Origin of the sequence: Xenorhabdus indica (assembly GCF_014467235.1) — a bacterium.
Lineage (GTDB): Bacteria > Pseudomonadota > Gammaproteobacteria > Enterobacterales > Enterobacteriaceae > Xenorhabdus > Xenorhabdus indica.
Genome location: NZ_NKHP01000013.1, coordinates 44,359 through 64,112, shown reverse-complemented (window position 1 = coordinate 64,112; position 19,754 = coordinate 44,359). Strand labels below are relative to the sequence as shown.

At 43.1% G+C, this 19,754-nt stretch carries 19 protein-coding genes; 16 read left to right on the top strand and 3 right to left on the bottom strand.

Translation table 11 applies throughout. The features are described from left to right. The first annotated feature begins 70 nt into the window (after positions 1-70). From trmN to acpS, 12 genes are all read left to right on the top strand, one after another. Positions 71-811: a tRNA(1)(Val) (adenine(37)-N(6))-methyltransferase TrmN gene (gene trmN / locus Xind_RS11720; RefSeq protein WP_187650085.1), complete on the top strand. Its 741-nt coding sequence runs from the start codon at positions 71-73 to the stop codon at positions 809-811. A 289-nt stretch (positions 812-1,100) separates the two neighbouring features. Then, positions 1,101-1,676, top strand: a complete 576-nt coding sequence (gene rpoE, locus Xind_RS11715) for an RNA polymerase sigma factor RpoE (RefSeq protein WP_047684045.1) — start codon at positions 1,101-1,103, stop codon at positions 1,674-1,676. Between the two features lie 42 nt (positions 1,677-1,718). Beyond that, positions 1,719-2,372 carry an anti-sigma-E factor RseA gene (rseA, locus tag Xind_RS11710; RefSeq protein WP_047684043.1) on the top strand — a complete coding sequence of 218 codons (654 nt, stop codon included), beginning with the start codon at positions 1,719-1,721 and terminating at the stop codon, positions 2,370-2,372. A 2-nt stretch (positions 2,373-2,374) separates the two neighbouring features. Continuing rightward, on the top strand, positions 2,375-3,331 hold the full coding sequence (gene rseB / locus Xind_RS11705; RefSeq protein WP_047684041.1) for a sigma-E factor regulatory protein RseB: 957 nt from the start codon (positions 2,375-2,377) through the stop codon (positions 3,329-3,331). A gap of 3 nt (positions 3,332-3,334) precedes the next feature. Next, positions 3,335-3,799 (top strand): SoxR-reducing system protein RseC, encoded by a 465-nt coding sequence (gene rseC / locus Xind_RS11700; protein ID WP_047684038.1) that lies wholly within the window; start codon positions 3,335-3,337, stop codon positions 3,797-3,799. Positions 3,800-4,027: 228 nt separating this feature from the next. Then, positions 4,028-5,821 (top strand): translation elongation factor 4, encoded by a 1,794-nt coding sequence (gene lepA, locus Xind_RS11695; RefSeq protein ID WP_047684036.1) that lies wholly within the window; start codon positions 4,028-4,030, stop codon positions 5,819-5,821. 25 nt (positions 5,822-5,846) lie between these two features. Further along, on the top strand, positions 5,847-6,815 hold the full coding sequence (lepB, locus tag Xind_RS11690; RefSeq protein ID WP_047684033.1) for a signal peptidase I: 969 nt from the start codon (positions 5,847-5,849) through the stop codon (positions 6,813-6,815). Between the two features lie 206 nt (positions 6,816-7,021). Beyond that, positions 7,022-7,702: a ribonuclease III gene (gene rnc, locus Xind_RS11685; protein ID WP_047684030.1), complete on the top strand. Its 681-nt coding sequence runs from the start codon at positions 7,022-7,024 to the stop codon at positions 7,700-7,702. Next, positions 7,699-8,604, top strand: coding sequence for a GTPase Era (gene era / locus Xind_RS11680; protein WP_047684027.1), 906 nt, complete (start codon positions 7,699-7,701; stop codon positions 8,602-8,604). The genes rnc and era overlap by 4 nt, the downstream gene beginning before the upstream one ends. A gap of 9 nt (positions 8,605-8,613) precedes the next feature. Then, positions 8,614-9,345 carry a DNA repair protein RecO gene (recO, locus tag Xind_RS11675; protein WP_047684024.1) on the top strand — a complete coding sequence of 244 codons (732 nt, stop codon included), beginning with the start codon at positions 8,614-8,616 and terminating at the stop codon, positions 9,343-9,345. Positions 9,346-9,413: 68 nt separating this feature from the next. After that, positions 9,414-10,145 carry a pyridoxine 5'-phosphate synthase gene (pdxJ, locus tag Xind_RS11670; protein ID WP_047684021.1) on the top strand — a complete coding sequence of 244 codons (732 nt, stop codon included), beginning with the start codon at positions 9,414-9,416 and terminating at the stop codon, positions 10,143-10,145. Beyond that, positions 10,145-10,525: a holo-ACP synthase gene (gene acpS / locus Xind_RS11665; protein WP_047684018.1), complete on the top strand. Its 381-nt coding sequence runs from the start codon at positions 10,145-10,147 to the stop codon at positions 10,523-10,525. Before pdxJ ends, acpS begins: the two co-directional genes overlap by 1 nt. Positions 10,526-10,617: 92 nt before the next feature. Here acpS and Xind_RS11660 read toward each other — a convergent pair whose 3' ends face one another. After that, positions 10,618-10,878 carry a YfhL family 4Fe-4S dicluster ferredoxin gene (locus Xind_RS11660; RefSeq protein WP_047684015.1) on the bottom strand — a complete coding sequence of 87 codons (261 nt, stop codon included), beginning with the start codon at positions 10,876-10,878 and terminating at the stop codon, positions 10,618-10,620. Between the two features lie 172 nt (positions 10,879-11,050). Here Xind_RS11660 and Xind_RS11655 point away from each other — a divergent pair, with 172 nt between their 5' ends. Then, positions 11,051-11,998 (top strand): DNA-3-methyladenine glycosylase family protein, encoded by a 948-nt coding sequence (locus Xind_RS11655; RefSeq protein ID WP_231571518.1) that lies wholly within the window; start codon positions 11,051-11,053, stop codon positions 11,996-11,998. Positions 11,999-12,020: 22 nt separating this feature from the next. Here the strand turns inward: Xind_RS11655 and fos are convergent, their stop codons facing one another. Further along, positions 12,021-12,419, bottom strand: a complete 399-nt coding sequence (fos, locus tag Xind_RS11650; RefSeq protein ID WP_047684012.1) for a fosfomycin resistance glutathione transferase — start codon at positions 12,417-12,419, stop codon at positions 12,021-12,023. A 190-nt stretch (positions 12,420-12,609) separates the two neighbouring features. Between fos and Xind_RS11645 the strand changes: the two genes are divergently transcribed. Both Xind_RS11645 and tadA read left to right on the top strand, forming a co-directional pair. After that, positions 12,610-13,254 (top strand): HD domain-containing protein, encoded by a 645-nt coding sequence (locus tag Xind_RS11645; RefSeq protein ID WP_047684009.1) that lies wholly within the window; start codon positions 12,610-12,612, stop codon positions 13,252-13,254. Positions 13,255-13,314: 60 nt separating this feature from the next. Then, positions 13,315-13,824, top strand: a complete 510-nt coding sequence (gene tadA, locus Xind_RS11640) for a tRNA adenosine(34) deaminase TadA (RefSeq protein WP_338114349.1) — start codon at positions 13,315-13,317, stop codon at positions 13,822-13,824. Positions 13,825-13,828: 4 nt separating this feature from the next. Here tadA and mltF read toward each other — a convergent pair whose 3' ends face one another. Beyond that, complete coding sequence (gene mltF, locus Xind_RS11635; protein WP_187650084.1) at positions 13,829-15,289, bottom strand: membrane-bound lytic murein transglycosylase MltF; 1,461 nt, start codon at positions 15,287-15,289, stop codon at positions 13,829-13,831. 266 nt (positions 15,290-15,555) lie between these two features. Between mltF and purL the strand changes: the two genes are divergently transcribed. Beyond that, on the top strand, positions 15,556-19,470 hold the full coding sequence (purL, locus tag Xind_RS11630; protein WP_187650101.1) for a phosphoribosylformylglycinamidine synthase: 3,915 nt from the start codon (positions 15,556-15,558) through the stop codon (positions 19,468-19,470). Positions 19,471-19,754: the final 284 nt, after the last annotated feature.

The following is a 19,754-nucleotide window of genomic DNA, read 5'->3' as shown; positions in this document are numbered from 1 at the left end:
TAAGTGGCTTTTATCCACGAGTTATAAGCTTTATGCTATGACGAATGTTTGATTTCAACAGATATAGTTCATGGTGTTAATAGATAAACCTGCTTTTCGTCGTGGGGGTTTCACATTTAAACAATTCTTCGTTGGGCATGATAAGTGTGCAATGAAAGTTGGTACGGATGGTGTGTTATTGGGAGCATGGGCCCCTGTAGGTAACAGAAAGTATTGTCTGGATATTGGGTGTGGTAGTGGTTTGATCGCATTGATGGTAGCGCAAAGGAGTGGCGGTGATACGGTGATTGATGCAGTAGAGCTGGATGCAGATGCAGCAATGCAGGCGACTGAAAATGTTCAGCGATCTCCGTGGACTTCCCGCATTACCGTGTATCAGCAGGATATTTACGAATTTGCCCGGCAAAATGGTAGTCGGTATGATCTGATTGTGAGCAACCCTCCCTATTTCGAACCTGCGATTGATTGCCGCGATGAAGCACGTAATCAGGCACGTTATACGAAGTCATTGACTCATCAGGGGCTATTGGACTGCGTTGAGCATATGATTACCCCTGAAGGGCTTTTTTGTGTTGTGCTTCCATATCAGATTGGTGAAATCTTTGAAAAAATGGCCACAGAATGTGGTTGGTTCACCCATTATCGGGTCAATATTCGTGATAGGGTGGATAAACCGTTACATCGTTTATTGTTGGGACTTGCCCGCCAAGAGAAAAAGACTCAAATCAGTGAACTGACTATCCGCGCAGTTGATGGTACATATTCAAACGAATTCCAATACATGGTGAAAGATTTTTATCTTTATTATTAATAGGGTTACCGTTAATAAGACAATTCAATTTCTTTGTGAAATAGTAGGATAAATCTTTCTGTTTTTCGTCAATTGAAATCAAATGTTCCTCTGAATAGAGGCTATGATTTGTACTATAAATTAAGAATGCGATACAAAATAACAGGTGGTTGTAAGATAAAATTACAATCAAAGTTGAACTTCACGCGTAATTGACACTCAAAAGTGATGCTTGTTCGGGTAGCAAGATATCATAACTGGTGTAATTAAGTATAAATGTGGAGTTTTACCTCAGGAGAGTGAGTCTCGGATGAGCGAGCAGTTAACGGATCAAATGCTGGTCGAGCGGGTACAGAAAGGCGACCAAAAAGCATTCAATTTGTTGGTAGTCAGATACCAGCACAAAGTAGCGAGCTTAATTGCCCGTTACGTACCTCAGGGCGATGTTCCTGATGTCGCTCAAGAGGTATTTATTAAAACTTATCGGGCACTGTCTTCTTTTCGTGGTGATAGTGCCTTTTACACGTGGTTGTACCGTATTGCCGTTAATACTGCGAAAAATTATTTAGTTGCTCAGGGGCGTCGTCCACCATCCAATGATTTGGATGCTAATGATGCAGAAAATTATGATACGTCAAGTTCTTTAAAAGAAATTTCGAACCCTGAGAATTTAATGTTGTCAGAAGAATTAAAGGAAGTGGTATTCCGTACCATTGAATCGCTTCCGGAGGATTTGCGGATAGCAATTACACTTCGGGAGTTGGATGGGCTGAGCTATGAAGAAATAGCCGTCATTATGGATTGTCCTGTGGGCACTGTTCGTTCACGAATATTTCGGGCAAGAGAAGCCATTGATAATAAAGTTCAACCCCTGATCCAACAGTAGTGGAAACAGTAGTGGAACAAAACAATATTGAAGGTACTTGGCATGCAAAGAGAGAAACTTTCCGCATTAATGGATGGAGAAGCTCTTGATAGTGAAATTGTTCGTTTGATCTCTGAAGATGCTTTAATGCAGAAGCAGTGGGAAAGATATCACCTCATCCGTGATACATTACGTGGTGATGTCGGTGAGGTATTGCATTTGGATATCGCCAGTCAAGTGGCGCAGGCGCTTGAAAAAGAACCCGTCCATATCAACCCTGCCGTTGTTCCGGAATCTCAGCCAAAACCTGAAACATGGCAGCAAATGCCGTTCTGGCATAAGCTTCAACCTTGGGTCAGTCAGATGACACAAGTGGGTATAGCAGCTTGTGTATCTCTGGCCGTGATTATTGGTGTTCAGCAATACAATAGCAGTGGTAGTGGGGCTGAAACTGATATTCAATCTGATAACCCAGTCTTTAATACATTGCCGGTAATGGGTTCTGCTTCGCCTGTTGGTTTATCTGTTCCTGGCGAGAATGACGCTTTTGGTGGTGACTTGAGTATGCAGATACGGGAAAGCAATAAACGCATTGACGCGATGTTGCAGCAATATGAGCTTTCCCGGCGTATCAATGCAGAAAGGCAGCAAGCGTTATCGGAAGTTGGGAATACACAGTCCGGAGAACAAAAACAGCAAGCTCAGAATAAGCAATAAAAATGACATATATCGGTTTTTTCATTTTATTATTCGGGAGCTTGCTGAGTCCCTTGAAAGCCTCGGCCCAACAAAGCAGTGCCGGGGCTTTGTTACAGGATATGCGGTATTCTGTACAAACTTTCTCTTATGAACTTGCTTTTATTAATTTGAGCCAGCAATTTTTGATACCGCTGCGGTATCGTCATGCCATCATTGACAATCAACCCATAGCGCAAATTATTCAGATGGACAGCACTCGCCGTGAAATTGTTCAGCGCGGTAATCAGATCAGTTATTACGAATCGGGCCTGGATTCATTCAGTTTACGTGGCAACCATATTGTGGATTATTTTCCACCGATTATCTTTGCTGATTTTTCTCGATTACAGAAATATTATAACTTCATTGATGTGGGTTCTACTCACGTTGGTGACCACCCTGTACACTTTGTACGTATAATATCCAAAGATAACGACCGTTATAATTATAATTTATTGATAGATAAAAAAAGTTATCTTCCTTTGTTTATTGAGCTATTTGATCAGGAAGAAATGATGGTTGTTGAACAATTCCGGGTTGTTTCGTCAAGAGTGAATGACGAGATAAAGCAGGAATTGAGAGCCATTGTTGATTTGAAATTACCGCCGATGTTGGTCACTCCAGAGTCCGAAGGGACAGCGAAGTTTGATTGGAAGGTTGGCAAATTACCGGAAGGCTTTAAGGAGGTTTCCCGTAACAGGAATTGGCTATCAAAGACAGAGTTATTCGAATCCATTATGTATAGTGATGGGTTGTTTAATTTTTCTGTAAATGTAGTAAATACGAGTGCAAAGGTAGCCGATGAACCGCTGTATCGACAAGGCAGGCGAACAGTTTATACTGTGTCCAAAGGGAAAAACAGCATCGCTGTGATCGGCGAATTACCCCTTGCAACAATTAAACAGATTGCCACCAGTGTTACGTTTGTGGGGGAATAACTGATGGTTAAAGAATGGGCAACTGTTGTTCGTTGGCAACAGGGGCGAGCATTATTACGTTATGGTTCATCTTCAGGTTGTGGTAGTTGTCAGGCTAAAACGGCTTGTGGATCTTACTTGTTAGAAAAATTAGGGCCAGAGAGTCTCCATCAATTGGAACTGGAAATTGCGCAACCGCTTCAACCAGGGCAAAAAGTAGAAGTCGGCATTCCTGAAAGTAGCTTGTTACGTTCAGCCATGCTGGTTTATCTAACCCCGTTATTAGGTCTGTTTTTAGGCGGTCTGTTTTGCCAATATTGGACTACTGACCAGTTATGGGTATGTATGGGAGGAATCATCGGTGGTATTGCCGGTTTTGCTCTTGCCCGTAAGATCGCTGCATACTGGGATAGTCAACAAGCATACCAACCGGTTGTATTACAAATTGGTTTACCTCCCGATACGATTGAGGTCCTGCATCAGGAATAATCTGTTTTACCATACTTATTTTCACGATTTTTTTCAGGAATGTTTTTACTTTCTGGTCATACTGAATGGGTTAGATTGAAAACCACAGGCATGACTAGGTTTTCACAGGTTTGGCATGTAGAATACGGCTCCTCAGGCCAGTGGCCGAACCTATAAATGTCGCTTTATGTCCATCTGTGTGTCCATAGGCGAATGATCCAGAAATATTAAGGCAAAAAAGATTTAATAATGAAGCAAATAAGAAATTTCTCCATTATCGCCCACATCGACCACGGGAAGTCCACGCTATCTGACCGGATTATTCAAATCTGTGGGGGGCTGTCAGACCGAGAAATGGCAGCACAAGTATTGGATTCAATGGATCTTGAACGTGAGCGTGGTATCACTATCAAAGCGCAAAGCGTCACCCTTGATTACAAGGCAACTGACGGAAATGTTTATCAATTAAACTTTATCGACACTCCGGGACATGTTGATTTCTCTTACGAAGTTTCCCGCTCTTTGGCTGCTTGTGAAGGCGCATTGTTAGTTGTTGATGCAGGGCAAGGGGTTGAAGCTCAAACACTGGCTAACTGCTATACGGCCATTGAAATGGATCTGGAAGTTGTCCCGGTTCTGAACAAAATTGACCTGCCCGCCGCAGAGCCAGAACGCGTTGCAGAAGAAATTGAAGACATCGTTGGTATTGATGCAACAGATGCTGTTCGTTGTTCTGCAAAAACCGGACTGGGTGTACAGGATGTTATTGAACGTCTGGTTAAAGAGATCCCACCACCAGAAGGTGATCCTGAAGCGCCACTACAAGCTTTGATTATTGATTCATGGTTTGATAATTACCTCGGCGTTGTTTCACTTGTTCGTATTAAGAACGGTACTTTGCGTAAAGGCGACAAAATCAAGGTAATGAGTACTGGTCAGGTATATAACGCTGACCGTTTGGGGATCTTTACACCGAAACGTGTTGACCGTGAGGTACTGCACTGTGGTGAAGTAGGTTGGTTGGTTTGTGCGATCAAAGATATCCTTGGTGCGCCGGTCGGCGATACTTTGACAACAGCACGTCAGCCAGCAGATAAGCCTCTGCCGGGCTTCAAAAAAGTGAAACCTCAGGTTTATGCAGGCTTATTTCCAATCAGTTCTGATGACTATGAAGCATTCCGTGATGCTTTGGGGAAATTGAGTCTGAACGATGCGTCCCTGTTCTATGAGCCAGAAAGTTCCACAGCATTGGGTTTTGGTTTCCGTTGTGGTTTCCTGGGCTTACTGCATATGGAGATCATTCAGGAGCGTTTAGAACGTGAATATAACCTTGACTTGATCACCACAGCACCAACCGTTGTTTATGAAGTTGAGACAACCACGGGTGACATCATTTATGTGGATAGTCCATCCAAGTTGCCGCCATTAAACAATATTAAAGAGCTGCGTGAACCTATTGCAGAATGTCACATGCTGTTGCCGCAGGAATATCTCGGTAATGTCATTACACTCTGTGTAGAGAAACGTGGTGTTCAGACTAATATGGTTTATCACGGTAATCAGGTTGCGCTGACATACCAAATACCAATGGCAGAAGTGGTGCTGGATTTCTTTGACCGTCTGAAATCTACGTCTCGCGGTTATGCATCACTGGACTATAACTTTGTCCGCTTCCAGCATTCGGACATGGTACGTGTGGATGTCTTGATTAACGGCGAACGAGTTGATGCACTGGCATTGATCACCCATCGTGATAATTCGCAATACCGTGGTCGTGAGCTGGTGGAAAAAATGAAAGAGCTGATCCCACGCCAACAATTTGATATTGCGATTCAGGCGGCTATCGGGACTCATATCATCGCACGTTCTACCGTTAAACAGTTGCGTAAAAACGTACTGGCGAAATGTTATGGCGGTGACGTTAGCCGTAAGAAAAAGTTATTGCAGAAGCAGAAAGAAGGTAAAAAACGCATGAAGCAGGTCGGTAACGTTGAGCTGCCGCAAGAAGCCTTCTTAGCGATTCTGCATGTTGGAAAAGATTAAATTAACAAGGTCGTAAGGAGTCTAAATGGCTAACACTTTTGCCTTGATCTTAACGTTAGCAACGTTAATCACTGGTATCATCTGGTGTATAGATCGTTTCAAATTTGCCCCTGAGCGTAAGAGAAAACTTGCTCAAGTTCAGGAACAGGCAGCAGGTAAGGAATCTCAGGAAGCTGCGATTAAAGAAATAAATAAGCCTACATGGGTTGAGACATTTGCATCTGTTTTTCCGGTGTTAGCCATTGTTTGGATCTTGCGTTCTTTTGTGTATGAACCTTTCCAGATCCCTTCTGGTTCAATGATGCCTACCTTATTGACCGGGGATTTCATTTTAGTGGAAAAGTTTGCGTATGGTTTGAAAGACCCGATCACTCAGACAACTTTGCTTAAAACCGGTGAGCCTAAACGTGGGGATGTTGCAGTTTTTAAATACCCACTTAACCCAAGTATAGATTTTGTAAAACGGGTAATTGGTTTACCCGGAGACAAAATTGTTTATGATTACATGAACAAAGAACTTCATGTTTATCCGGGTTGTGGTCGAAATCCAGTTTGCAAAGGCATTTTTCCTATCACTTATAAGACTATGTACCCAAGTGAGTGGACTATCACAGATCAAGTTAAAAAAGACGGAACGATCGCCAGAGAAGTGCATCAAGTTCCTCTTATGGATGCATTAGGGCCATATAGTATTCGTCAAGGAGAGCGAGTAGAAACTTTGGACAAAGTTTCCCATCATATCCTGACACTTCCACGCTTGAATATACCAGAGTTCACTCAGCTTGGTTTGCCGTTAGGAACTTGGGTTGTGCCTGAAGGTGAATATTTCATGATGGGTGATAATCGTGATAATAGCTCTGATAGCCGTGTTTGGGGATTCGTACCGGAGAAAAATCTGGTAGGACGTGCAACAGCTATCTGGATCAGCTTTGAAAAACAGGAAGGTGAGTGGCCGACAGGCGTACGTCTGAGCCGAATTGGTGGAATTCACTAATATTTATATATTAGCGAAGCATTAATTTATCGCCCAGTGTAGAATATTCTCTCAAACGAGATGACTGGTTTTCTAAGATGATGAATGTCTTAGGGAACCAGTGCAAACGCAACAGTTTTGTAGGGCCTATCTGACTGTAATCAAATAGCCTCACAGGTCTGTTGCGTGTGCTTTTATTTGACGGATTCTAACTGAATTGGTAGCACATGAACCCCATAATAATGAACAGGTTACAGCACAAGCTGGGATATACCTTTACACAGAATGATTTATTGCTTCAGGCGTTAACTCACCGCAGCGCCAGCAGTAAGCACAATGAACGTCTGGAATTTCTTGGTGACTCAATTCTGAGCTTTGTCATTGCTAATGCGCTTTATCTCCGTTTTCCCCGTGTTGATGAAGGGGATATGAGCCGTATGCGTGCTACATTGGTGCGGGGCAATACGTTAGCAGAGCTTGCCAGAGAATTTGAATTGGGAGAATGTTTACGCTTGGGGCCGGGCGAATTAAAAAGTGGCGGCCACCGTCGTGAATCCATTTTAGCTGATAGTATCGAAGCCTTAATTGGTGCCATTTTTTTGGATAGCAATATTCAGACAGTCGAAAAGATTGTTTTAAATTGGTATGAAGCTCGCTTGAATGAAATTAGTCCGGGCGATAAACAAAAAGATCCCAAAACACGTTTACAAGAATATCTGCAAGGGCGCCATCTGCCGTTGCCATCATATCTGGTTGTTCAGGTTCGTGGGGAAGCACACGATCAGGAATTTACAATTCACTGTCAGGTCAGTGGATTTGAACAACCTGTCAGAGGAGTCGGTTCCAGCCGTCGCAAGGCAGAGCAGGCGGCTGCAGAACAAGCATTAAAACAACTGGAGCTTGAATGAGCAAAGAAAAAAACTATTGCGGATTCGTTGCAATAGTCGGACGGCCCAACGTCGGTAAATCGACTTTATTGAATCAGTTACTGGGCCAAAAAGTATCAATCACTTCCCGTAAACCCCAAACGACACGACATCGTATCATGGGCATCCATACGGAAGGTGCTTATCAGACGATTTATGTAGATACACCAGGTCTCCATATTGAAGAAAAGCGAGCGATTAACCGCCTGATGAATCGTGCGGCGAGTAGTTCAATCGGAGATGTGGAACTGGTCATTTTTGTTGTGGAAGGTACTCACTGGACACCAGATGACGAAATGGTTGTAAATAAGCTGCGTAACTTGCGTTGTCCGGTCATGTTGGCTATCAATAAAGTCGATAATGTTACCGATAAAACTATTCTTCTGCCACATATTGGTTTTCTCAGCAAAAAGATGAATTTCATTGATGTTGTACCGATCAGTGCAGAGAAAAACATGAACATTGATACGATTGCTAAGGTTGTGCGTGAGCATATTCCAGAAGCAGAGCATCATTTCCCGGAAGATTACATTACTGATCGTTCACAGCGTTTCATGGCATCTGAAATTATTCGTGAAAAACTGATGCGTTTTCTGGGTGATGAACTGCCTTATTCGGTAACGGTCGAAATTGAACAATTCGCTGTTAATGAACGTGGTGGTTATACTATTCATGGTCTGATTCTGGTAGAGCGTGAGGGCCAGAAGAAAATGGTTATTGGTAACAAAGGCAGCAAAATCAAAACCATTGGAACAGAAGCTCGTCAGGACATGGAAAAACTGTTCGAAGTTAAAGTTCATCTGGAACTATGGGTTAAAGTGAAAGCTGGCTGGGCTGATGATGAGCGAGCTCTGCGCAGCCTTGGTTATATTGACGATTTATAAGGTTAATTTGTGGACGGCTGGCAGAGAGCCTTTGTGCTTCATGGGCGCCCTTACAGTGAAACCAGTTTATTGCTGGATTTTTTTACTGAAAATGAAGGGCGGGTACGTGTTTTAGCAAAAGGTGCACGTAGTCGCCGTTCTAACCTTAAAGGTTGTCTTCAGCCTTTCACCCCGTTGCTGATCCGCTGGAGTGGGCGGGGTGAAATCAAAACATTGAGGGAGGCTGAACCTATCTCTCTGGCTCTGCCTTTAACAGGTAGTGTGTTGTACAGTGGTTTGTATGTGAATGAACTCTTATCAAGAGTTCTTGAGCAAGGCACTGCATATCCGGCTATTTTTTTCGATTACCTCCAATGTTTACAAATCCTTGCTGCAAGTGAACACACCCCCGAATATGCCTTACGTCGCTTTGAATTATCTGTGCTAACTCATATGGGATACGGCGTAGACTACCTTCATTGCGCCGGTAGTGGTGAGCCTGTCACAGATACAATGAATTACCGTTATCGTGAAGAAAAAGGGTTTATTGCCAGTCTGGTTGTTGACCATTACAGCTTTACTGGCAATGAGCTAAAAGCGCTGGCAGCACGTGAATTCCCTGATCCAACTACTCTGAAAGCGGCCAAACGTTTTACTCGTATTGCATTAAAGCCTTACCTGGGTGGTAAGCCATTAAAAAGCCGTGAATTATTTCGCCAATTCGTGCGAAAAAAGACAGATATCTCTAATCAGAAAAATTAATATGGTATCACTCTAAATCATGGAAAATATAAATTTCAATTTATCTAATACTATTGCAGGAGCTAAAAATGGCTGAGGTATTGTTAGGCATCAACATTGACCATATTGCAACAGTGCGAAATGCGCGTGGAACGCAATATCCTGATCCTGTGCAAGCTGCATTTGTTGCTGAACAAGCAGGCGCAGATGGGATAACAGTTCACTTACGTGAAGATCGCCGCCACATTACAGACCGAGATGTTCAGTTATTAGCAAAAACTATTCAAACACGCATGAACCTCGAAATGGCGGTTACAGATGAGATGGTAGAAATAGCCTGCCAAATCAAACCTGCTTTTTGTTGCTTAGTTCCTGAAAAGCGTGAGGAAGTCACCACAGAAGGTGGGCTGGATGTATTTGGGCAGAAAGCACATATTGCTGCTGCTGTTAAGCGCTTATCAGAAGCGGGTATTCTGGTGTCCTTGTTCATTGATGCGGATCATCAACAAATTGATGCTGTCGTAGAAGTTGGAGCACCATTCATTGAGATTCATACAGGTGCATACGCAGATGCAGAAAATGATGTGCAGCAGGAGAAAGAGTTCCAGCGCATTAAAGAAGCAGCGACTTATGCGACAAGTAAAGGTATTAAAGTTAATGCAGGCCATGGATTAACGTACCACAATACACAACGCATCGCGGCATTACCGGAGATCCATGAACTGAATATTGGTCATGCCATCATTGGTCGTGCTGTATTCAGCGGCTTGTCTGCGGCGGTTGCTGATATGAAAACATTGTTGCGTGAATCTCGTCGTTAATGGCTATTGTCGGATTAGGCACAGATATTGTTGAAATTTCCCGTATTGAGGAAATTGTTGGGCGTTCTGGTGAACGCCTGGCAAAACGAATCTTGAGTGGAAACGAGTGGCAACAATACCAGCAGCATAATCAGCCGATGCGTTTTCTGGCAAAACGCTTTGCTGTCAAAGAAGCCGCAGCTAAAGCGCTTGGAACAGGTATCCGTAATGGTCTGGCTTTTAATCAGTTTGAAGTGGTTAATGATGTTTTAGGAAAACCAACATTAAAACTTCATGGTGAAGCAGAAGTTCTGGCTGACAAACTGAATGTAAAATCCATGCATGTCACATTGGCAGATGAACGGCGTTATGCTTGTGCGACAGTGATATTGGAAAGCTAGCGAAAAATGCGGTAAACCCTCGTCCAGCACGGGCGGGGGGGGGGGATATAAAGAGAGAAGTCTCGTTTCTTTGTGATCGCTAAAAATTGTTATCAGATTTTATCTGCATGATGTAAGAGTACAAATTTATCCCATAGCTGTTCTTCTGTTTCTTTATGATTTGTATCGATAATAATGGTATTTGTTATCGGACAGACAGACTGGCAGGTTGGTTTTTCGTAATGCCCTACGCATTCGGTACAGCGTTTTGGATCAATCTCATAAATCTCAACTCCCATAGTGATAGCCTGATTTGGGCATTCAGGTTCACACATATCACAATTGATGCAGCGCTTGGTAATTAGTAATGCCATTTTAATCTCTCATGAAAATAATAACCAAAAAAATCAATATATTAAATCATTTCTGTATTCGTTACATTTGCCAGGATTTTGTATTTTTATACAGTATATTTTATATTAAAAAATGACGTTCCTTAATATAAAACCACAATACGTGCCTGTTTTTGGTATCAGGAAAATAGTCATGTGTAAACCAACATATCAGAGTAATGATATGCCGGAGTTTTCTGTAATGAGACCAAGCTATTTCACGGAAATTATATTACCAGATAATTATCACACACGAGATTTTTTGGCTTTTCACCATCGGGATGAGAAAGGTGTTTCTGAAATTGTACAGCAGAGTCAGGTTAAAAAGGGCATCATTTGGCACGGAATTCCTGCATTATTGACTGTATCAATGGAGAAAAAACTGGCAAAAGTGCAGCTTGATATTGACGGTGACCGTACACTTCATTCAAAAAATTCTTTATCTCTTCTGGCCTCACATATGCTTGGGTTATTACAGCCCGTAGAGATATTTGAATCCCAATACCAAAAAGATCCTGTTATTGGAGGATTAATTTCCCGACAAGCAGGTCTGCGAATTTACCAGTCGGCAACACCTTTTGAAGCACTGAGCTGGGCGATTATGGGGCAGCAAATCAGCGTCAGTGCTGCGATCTCCATTCGCAGACGATTTATTCAGGCTATTGGTGTTAAACATACTTCAGGATTGATGTGTCATCCGACTTATCAGGAAGTCATACAGTACAGAGAGCAGGATCTATGTCAGTGTGGTTTTTCTATGAGTAAGGCTAAGGCTCTGTTGAATGTCTGCCGGATGATTGACTCGGGTGAGTTGAATTTGTCCATTAACACTGAGGGTGAGGTTAAATCACTCATAGAAAATCTTTTGGCTATTAAAGGCATAGGTATCTGGACAGTGAACTATACCTTGTTAAGGGGCTTTAATTATTTAAATGGTTCTCTGCATGGAGATGTGGCAGTAAGGCGTAACCTTCAGCATCTACTGAAACAAGAAAGCAAAGTCAATGCTGAACAGGCTGAAAAATGGCTGGCAGATTTTTCGCCTTGGAAAGCGCTTGTTGCTGCACATTTATGGCGACAGCAATCCAGTAGTGGATATTAGTTTGAGTTATTGAGGAAAAGTATTAATACCATTCTAAATCCGTGTAAGGATTTTGTCGTAAGGCTTCGAGACGGCTTGCCAGAGAACCTACGTGAATTTCAAGTTGATGGCCGTCAGGGTCCAGAAGGTAAATCGATTCTCCTTCACTTCGGTTCTCTTTCCATTGTTTTATTCCGGTAATCAGTAGCTTTTCTCTGAAAGTAGAAAAATGCTCATCCGCGATATTAAATGCGATATGTGTATAATCCTGGGCTGGTTTTGTTTCACCACAGGAAAGACAAAACCACAGTCCTCCCAGACTTAGATAAGCACCATTTTGCCAGCGAACATGTGGGGTAAACCCAAGCAGGTTAATGTAGAAATCGAGGCTGCGCTCAAGATTTGATACTGCCAGTGTCAGATGGTTAAGCCCTGTTAACATAGATGTTCAGCCCGTCTTACGTAAAACAGTCGTTTCTAAACAAACGAATTGAGATAGTGATAAGAGTAAGGATATGCAATCGATGAGTTATGTTAGAAAAAGATCTCTTAATTATCAAACTCCGTTTTGTTCTGATCGCTTTTTGTTAAAATGATCTTTCCATTCATTCAATTATTCAGAGATTTTAGCCATGTTATCTTTTTCACCGTTTGACGATTTAGCCCAACGGATTTTACCTGTCGCGATAGAAGGTGATGATGGTGCCCATGATATTGCTCATTTGTATCGGGTTTGGAAAAACGCCAAAAAAATTTGTGAAACAGAATGTGGGAATTTGCGGTTAGTTTTTGCTGCGGTTTTATTACATGATTGCGTTAGTGTAGAGAAAAACGATCCAAACCGACATTTAGCCTCTCGTATGGCCGCAGATAAAGCAGCCTTAATATTAAAAGATCTCGGATGGGACGAAGAAGATATTACTGCTGTCTGCCATGCCATTGAAGCGCATAGCTTCTCTGCCGGATTAACACCAACAACACTGGAAGCCCAAATTGTACAGGATGCTGATCGGCTGGATTCCATAGGAACGATGGGAGTTGCTCGCTGTTTTTATACGGCAGGGCGTATGCATTCGGGTTTATATGAAACTTATGATCCTTTAGCAAAGCAGCGTGAATATGATGATCGCGCTTATGCTGTCGATCATTTTTATACTAAATTATTCAAAATAGAAGCAGGTTTTCAGACGGTTACAGGCAAGCAATTGGCTCATGAAAGAACAAAACGCATGGAGCAATTCCTGAACGATTTTTTTGACGAAATTCAGGGTGAGTAAACCAACATTAATAATGAATAGGTATAATTAACAGGATTTATATTAGCAAGAGAACATATAGTGGCAGAAATATATAGTGATGAATATTGGATGTGTCGGGCCATGGATTTGGCAATGCAGGCACAGGCACAAGGTGAAATCCCTGTAGGTGCGCTGTTGGTGGCGGATAATAAAATTATTGCTGAAGGTTATAACCTCCCCATTACAGATCATGATCCGACAGCTCACGCCGAAATTGTTGCTTTACGGCGTGGAGGGGCTCAGTTAAAAAATTACCGTCTGTTGAACACAACACTATATGTTACTTTGGAACCGTGTGTTATGTGTGCGGGAGCAATGATCCACAGCCGGATACAGCGATTAGTTTATGGTGCAAGTGATATGAAAACCGGTGCGGCAGGGTCATTGGTTGATATTTTGCGTCATCCCGGTATGAATCACCAGATTAAGATTACTGGCGGAGTATTGGGACAAGAATGCTCCACTATGTTGAGTGCATTTTTCAAGCAACGCAGGGAGCAACATAAGGAATTAAAAAAGTTGAAAAAACAGCAGCAGGAAGCACCATAAAAAGTTATAAAGTATTCTCATTTGTATCATCAGGGTTGCTGACGGTGGTTTTTTCAGTGGGTATATTGGGCTTTCCTGCCTTGTTGCGGCTGTTTTGTGCTCTCAGATAGCCTTCCAAGCTTTGGTAATAACGGCGGATATTTTCGACGTAGCGATAAGCTTCATAACCGCGTGCATAACCGTATGTGGTATTGGCATAGTATTTTTTCTTACTTAATAGAGGAATGCGTGATTTAACGTCCATCCAGCGGTCAGGGTCGCCTTTTTGCATGGCCGTTAATTTCCGGGCATCAAGAATATGTCCATATCCCATATTATAAGCGGCTAATGCGAACCAAATCCTCTCATCTTCGGGAATAGTATCTGGCAAACGAGACATCAGATAATGCAGATAAGCCATTCCTCCTTTCACACTTTCGTCTGGATCAAGGCGGTCTTTGACTCCTGCCCATTCTGCTGTTGGGCGAGTCAGCATCATCATGCCACGAACGCCTGTGGGAGAAGTTGCTTGTGGATCCCAATGTGATTCCTGCCATGCGATAGCGGCAACTAATTGCCAGTCGAGAGAATCTGCGTATTTCGCAAAAATAGGCTGATATGTTGGCAATAAGTTATTAATTGCACGAATGAATGAGATAGTGTCAAAGTAATCGAATGAGCCAATATGGCTGAAATATTTTTCTTCCAGCCGTGGCGTTATATGGTTTTCAGTCAGCATATTGAAAAAATCCAGCATTGCTGAGTAGAGACTATAGTCATCATTACGTTTCAAATACCAGGTCAATGGTTTATCTTCACTGACATCAAAAGCGATAGCCAGATTGGGATGGATGCGCTGTTGCAGAGCAAGGCTGATTGAATCGCTGATCGTATAGTCAACTTTTCCTTCGGATACTTGCTCAAGCAATTGTTGGGTATTGTGACGTGACGATTCTTCCCAGGTTAAATCAGGATAAAATTTTTCTTTCCACTGTTTTAGTTCACTGACATGGGCAGAACCAGCGGTGACAACCAGTGAGCCTTTTAAATCAGCAAAAGAACGTGGACGCACTGTACCTTTGCGATAAACCAATTGTTGGGATACTGAATAATAGGCTGGGCCAGTTCGTGTTTGGTCGAGTCTTTCTTTGTTATAGATAAGACCGGCAGCTAAAAAATCGGCTTTATCAGTGTTCAAGTCATCAAAAAGCTGGCTGATATTAGAACGAAACTGAATACTCAGTTTGACACCCAGATAGTCAGCAAATCGTTTGGTTAAGTCATAATCAAATCCTACAGGTTCATTTTTATCATTAAGTGAAATCAGAGGAGAACTGATGGTACTCACCCGAAGTTCTCCCCGTGCCAAGATCCTGTTTATCTGCTCCTGCTGTTTATTAGGCCAACTGATGTTGAGACCAATGATTGTGGCAGAGAGGAGCGCGATAATGACGATGACAAAATAATTTATCTTGATATTGCTCAAACAGTTATCTCTCGTCAGTACGGTTAGGCTCCGTATGAAATGTCAGATAATAGCATGGTTAAATTTCCAGTAATCGGGAATTTTGCGCAACAAAATTGCGATCTGCAACCCTATTGAATCAATTTTAAAAATCCATTGAATGTGTTGTTAGGTTAATTAATGCTCACGCAAACGGTTTCGTCAGAGAAAACATTCCTCTATAATGTCGGCGTTTCCCCCCAAGGCATCAGTCAGGCTTTGCTTCTAAGATGAGAGAACCTATTACTATGGAAATTCTGCGTGGCTCGCCCGCTTTATCAGCGTTTCGTATTACTAAGCTCCTTTCCCAGTGTCAAGCTCAGCAGCTTCCCGTGGCCGCAATTTATGCAGAATATGTGCACTTTGCAGAAATAAATTCACCTCTTACGGTAGAAGAAAAGGAAAAATTAAACAGGCTACTAAAATATGGCCCTTCCTTAGCTGAACATGAACCTAAAGGTCAACTGTTTTTAGTCACTCCCCGGCCAGGGACAATATCGCCGTGGTCATCAAAAGCGACAGAGATAGTTCACCATTGCGGACTGAAACAGATCGTCCGTTTGGAAAGAGGGATTGCTTACTATATCCAATCTGATGTTATCCAGAATAATATCCACGGAAAGGCAATGGATGACAAACAGTGGCAGGTGTTATCTGCATTATTGCACGATCGCATGATGGAAAGTGTGTTTACTCAGTTTGAACAGGCTGAAGCCCTGTTTTCTCACCAGCCGCCTGCGCCATTGAAGCAAATTGATATCTTGCAATCAGGGCGGACTGCATTGGAATCTGCCAATGTTGAGTTGGGATTAGCGCTGGCGGCAGATGAAATTGATTATCTGTTACAAGCTTTCCAGGAATTAGGGCGTAATCCAACTGATGTTGAACTCTATATGTTCGCACAGGCGAATTCTGAACATTGTCGCCACAAAATTTTCAATGCGGATTGGGTGATCGATGGACAAGAGCAACCAAAGTCTCTGTTTAAAATGATTAAAAATACCTTTGAACAGACACCGGATCATGTTTTCTCTGCTTATAAAGATAACGCAGCGGTAATGGAAGGTTCTCAGGTAGGGCGGTTTTTCCCTGATCCTGAAAAAGGAGTATATGACTATCACCAGGAACCTGCCCATATCTTGATGAAAGTCGAAACCCATAACCATCCGACAGCAATTTCTCCCTGGCCGGGAGCGGCAACAGGATCTGGCGGGGAAATTCGTGATGAAGGAGCAACAGGGCGGGGAGCAAAACCCAAGGCCGGATTGGTTGGTTTTTCTGTCTCGAATCTGAAAATCCCCGGATTTGAACAACCGTGGGAAGAAGAATTCGGTAAACCTGAACGAATTGTCAGCGCACTGGATATCATGTTAGAAGGCCCTTTGGGCGGAGCGGCATTCAATAATGAATTTGGCCGCCCGGCATTGTTGGGGTATTTCAGAACATATGAAGAGAAAGTGGAATCCCATAATGGCGTAGAATTACGTGGCTACCATAAACCAATCATGCTGGCCGGGGGAATCGGAAATATTCGTGAAGAACATATTCAGAAAGGGGAGATCCCTGTTGGCGCCAAATTGATTGTACTGGGTGGCCCAAGTATGAATATTGGTCTGGGTGGTGGAGCCGCTTCTTCAATGACATCAGGCCAATCTGATGCGGAGCTGGATTTTGCCTCTGTACAACGCGATAACGCAGAAATGGAACGTCGTTGTCAGGAAGTCATCGACAGTTGCTGGCAGCTTGGTACTAAGAACCCTATTTTGTTTATCCATGATGTTGGGGCGGGCGGCTTATCAAATGCGATGCCTGAATTAGTCAGTGATGGAGGACGAGGAGGCCGTTTTGAGCTGCGAAATATCCTTAATGACGAACCGGGTATGACGCCATTGCAGGTGTGGTGTAATGAATCTCAGGAACGTTATGTATTAGCTGTCGCACCGGAACAGCTTACCCTGTTTGAAGATATTTGTCGGCGTGAGCGTGCTCCGTATGCAGTGATCGGTGAAGCGACAGAAGAACGTCACCTGCTATTGAACGACAATCATTTTGATAACCAGCCCATTGATATGCCGTTGGATGTTCTGCTCGGCAACACACCAAAGATGCTGAAAAATGTAAATTCACTAAAAGCACCGGGTAAAGGGCTGGAGCGCGCAAATATTGATTTAGCCGAAGCGGTAAAACGTGTTTTGCATTTACCCGCAGTGGCAGAGAAAACATTTTTGATTACCATCGGCGATCGTTCGATAACCGGCATGGTAGCAAGGGACCAGATGGTTGGGCCATGGCAAATCCCTGTTGCAGATTGCGCAGTCACAACAGCCAGTCTGGATAGCTATTATGGTGAAGCTATGTCGATGGGAGAACGTGCTCCTGTTGCCCTGCTGGATTTTGCCGCATCAGCACGTATGGCTGTCGGGGAAGCGTTGACCAATATTGCATCGGCTTATGTACAGGATTTGAAGCGAGTGAAACTGTCAGCGAACTGGATGTCAGCATCCGGTCATGCCGGGGAAGATGCCGGATTGTATGCGGCGGTGAAGGCGATAGGTGAGGAGTTATGTCCTGCGTTAGGCTTGACTATACCTGTCGGCAAAGATTCCATGTCGATGAAAACTTGCTGGATTCAGGATGGTGAAGAGCGTGAAATGACAGCTCCGCTTTCATTAGTTATCAGTGCGTTCGCACGGGTGGAGGATGTTCGCTGTACTGTCACACCCGAATTGTCTACCGATGATGATAATGCGTTATTGCTGATTGATCTGGGACAAGGGCAAAATGCACTGGGAGGAACGGCATTGGCTCAGGTTTATCGCCAGCTTGGTGATAAGACCGCAGATGTTCGCAGTACGGAACAACTTGCTAATTTCTTCAAGGCGATACAACAGTTGATTGCAGAACAAAAACTGCTGGCTTATCACGACCGTTCTGATGGTGGCTTGCTGGTGACATTGGCAGAGATGGCATTTGCAGGACACTGTGGTTTACATGCCGATATCAGCGCATTTGATGAAGATATCCTGGGGGCATTGTTTAGTGAAGAATTAGGCGCAGTGATTCAGGTTCGTGAAACAGACAGACAACAGATTGAAGCGCTGTTAGCTGATTATGGCCTCAGTGAATGCTTACACTATTTAGGCAAGGTTAAAGCGGGAGATGACTTTGTGATCTTCAGCAACAATATGGAAGTTTATCGTCAAAATCGGAGTACATTGCGTTTATGGTGGGCAGAAACAACCTGGCAGATGCAGCGTCTGCGTGACAATCCTGAATGTGCTGATCAAGAACATCAGGCAAAACAGGATGTGAATGATCCCGGCCTGAATGTGAAATTAACCTTTGATCCGGCAGAAGACATTGCAGCTTGTTATATATCGAAACAAGGACGTCTGCGGGTTGCTGTATTACGTGAACAGGGGGTTAACTCCCATGTCGAAATGGCGGCGGCATTCCATCGTGCAGGTTTTGAAGCCGTGGATGTCCATATGAGTGATTTGTTGAGTGGACGGATCACGCTGGAACAGTTCCAGACATTGGTGGCCTGTGGCGGTTTTTCATATGGAGATGTACTTGGTGCAGGTGAAGGTTGGGCTAAATCCATTCTGTTTAATTCACGGGTACGTGACGATTTTGCGAACTTCTTTGCAAGACCGGATACATTATCTCTTGGTGTATGTAATGGTTGCCAGATGATTTCTAATCTGCATGAACTGATTCCGGGCACAGAACATTGGCCGCGTTTTGTACGTAACCGCTCAGAACGTTATGAAGCCCGTTTCAGTCTGGTTGAAGTTATAGACAGCCCTTCGTTATTCTTGCAGGGTATGGCGGGGTCTCGTTTACCCATTGCGGTTGCTCATGGTGAAGGTCAGGTCGAGTTCAGAAACAACCAGAATTTGGCTGAATTGAAAAAACACCAGCAGGTTGCAATGCGATTTGTAGATAACTATGGTCAGGCGACAGAAAATTACCCTGCAAACCCCAATGGTTCTGCCGAGGGGATCACTTCTGTCACCAGCCTTGATGGTCGCGTGACTGTGATGATGCCACATCCAGAAAGGGTATTCCGTACTGTCAGTAACTCCTGGCATCCCAAAGAGTGGAGAGAAGATGGCCCGTGGATGCGTATTTTCCGCAATGCACGTAAGCAGTTAAGCTAATATTAAGTACCTATTTCTTTCATAAGGCTCTGCATATTTGTCAGAGTCTTTATTTTTCGTTTCTTTATCACAGATAATATTTTTCTCTACATGTGGCGTTTATATGTTATTAAATTTACTATGATATTTGATTTTTCTAGTAGGTTATCATGGTAAAAGTAATGTTATTTGAATGTTTTTTAGGTTAATATTAATTCGGTGTTCAAATACGAATAATGGTTGTATTATGGAAAGATGAAAAAAGATACTCGACAACTTCCTCCAGAGATACAACAATATAATCG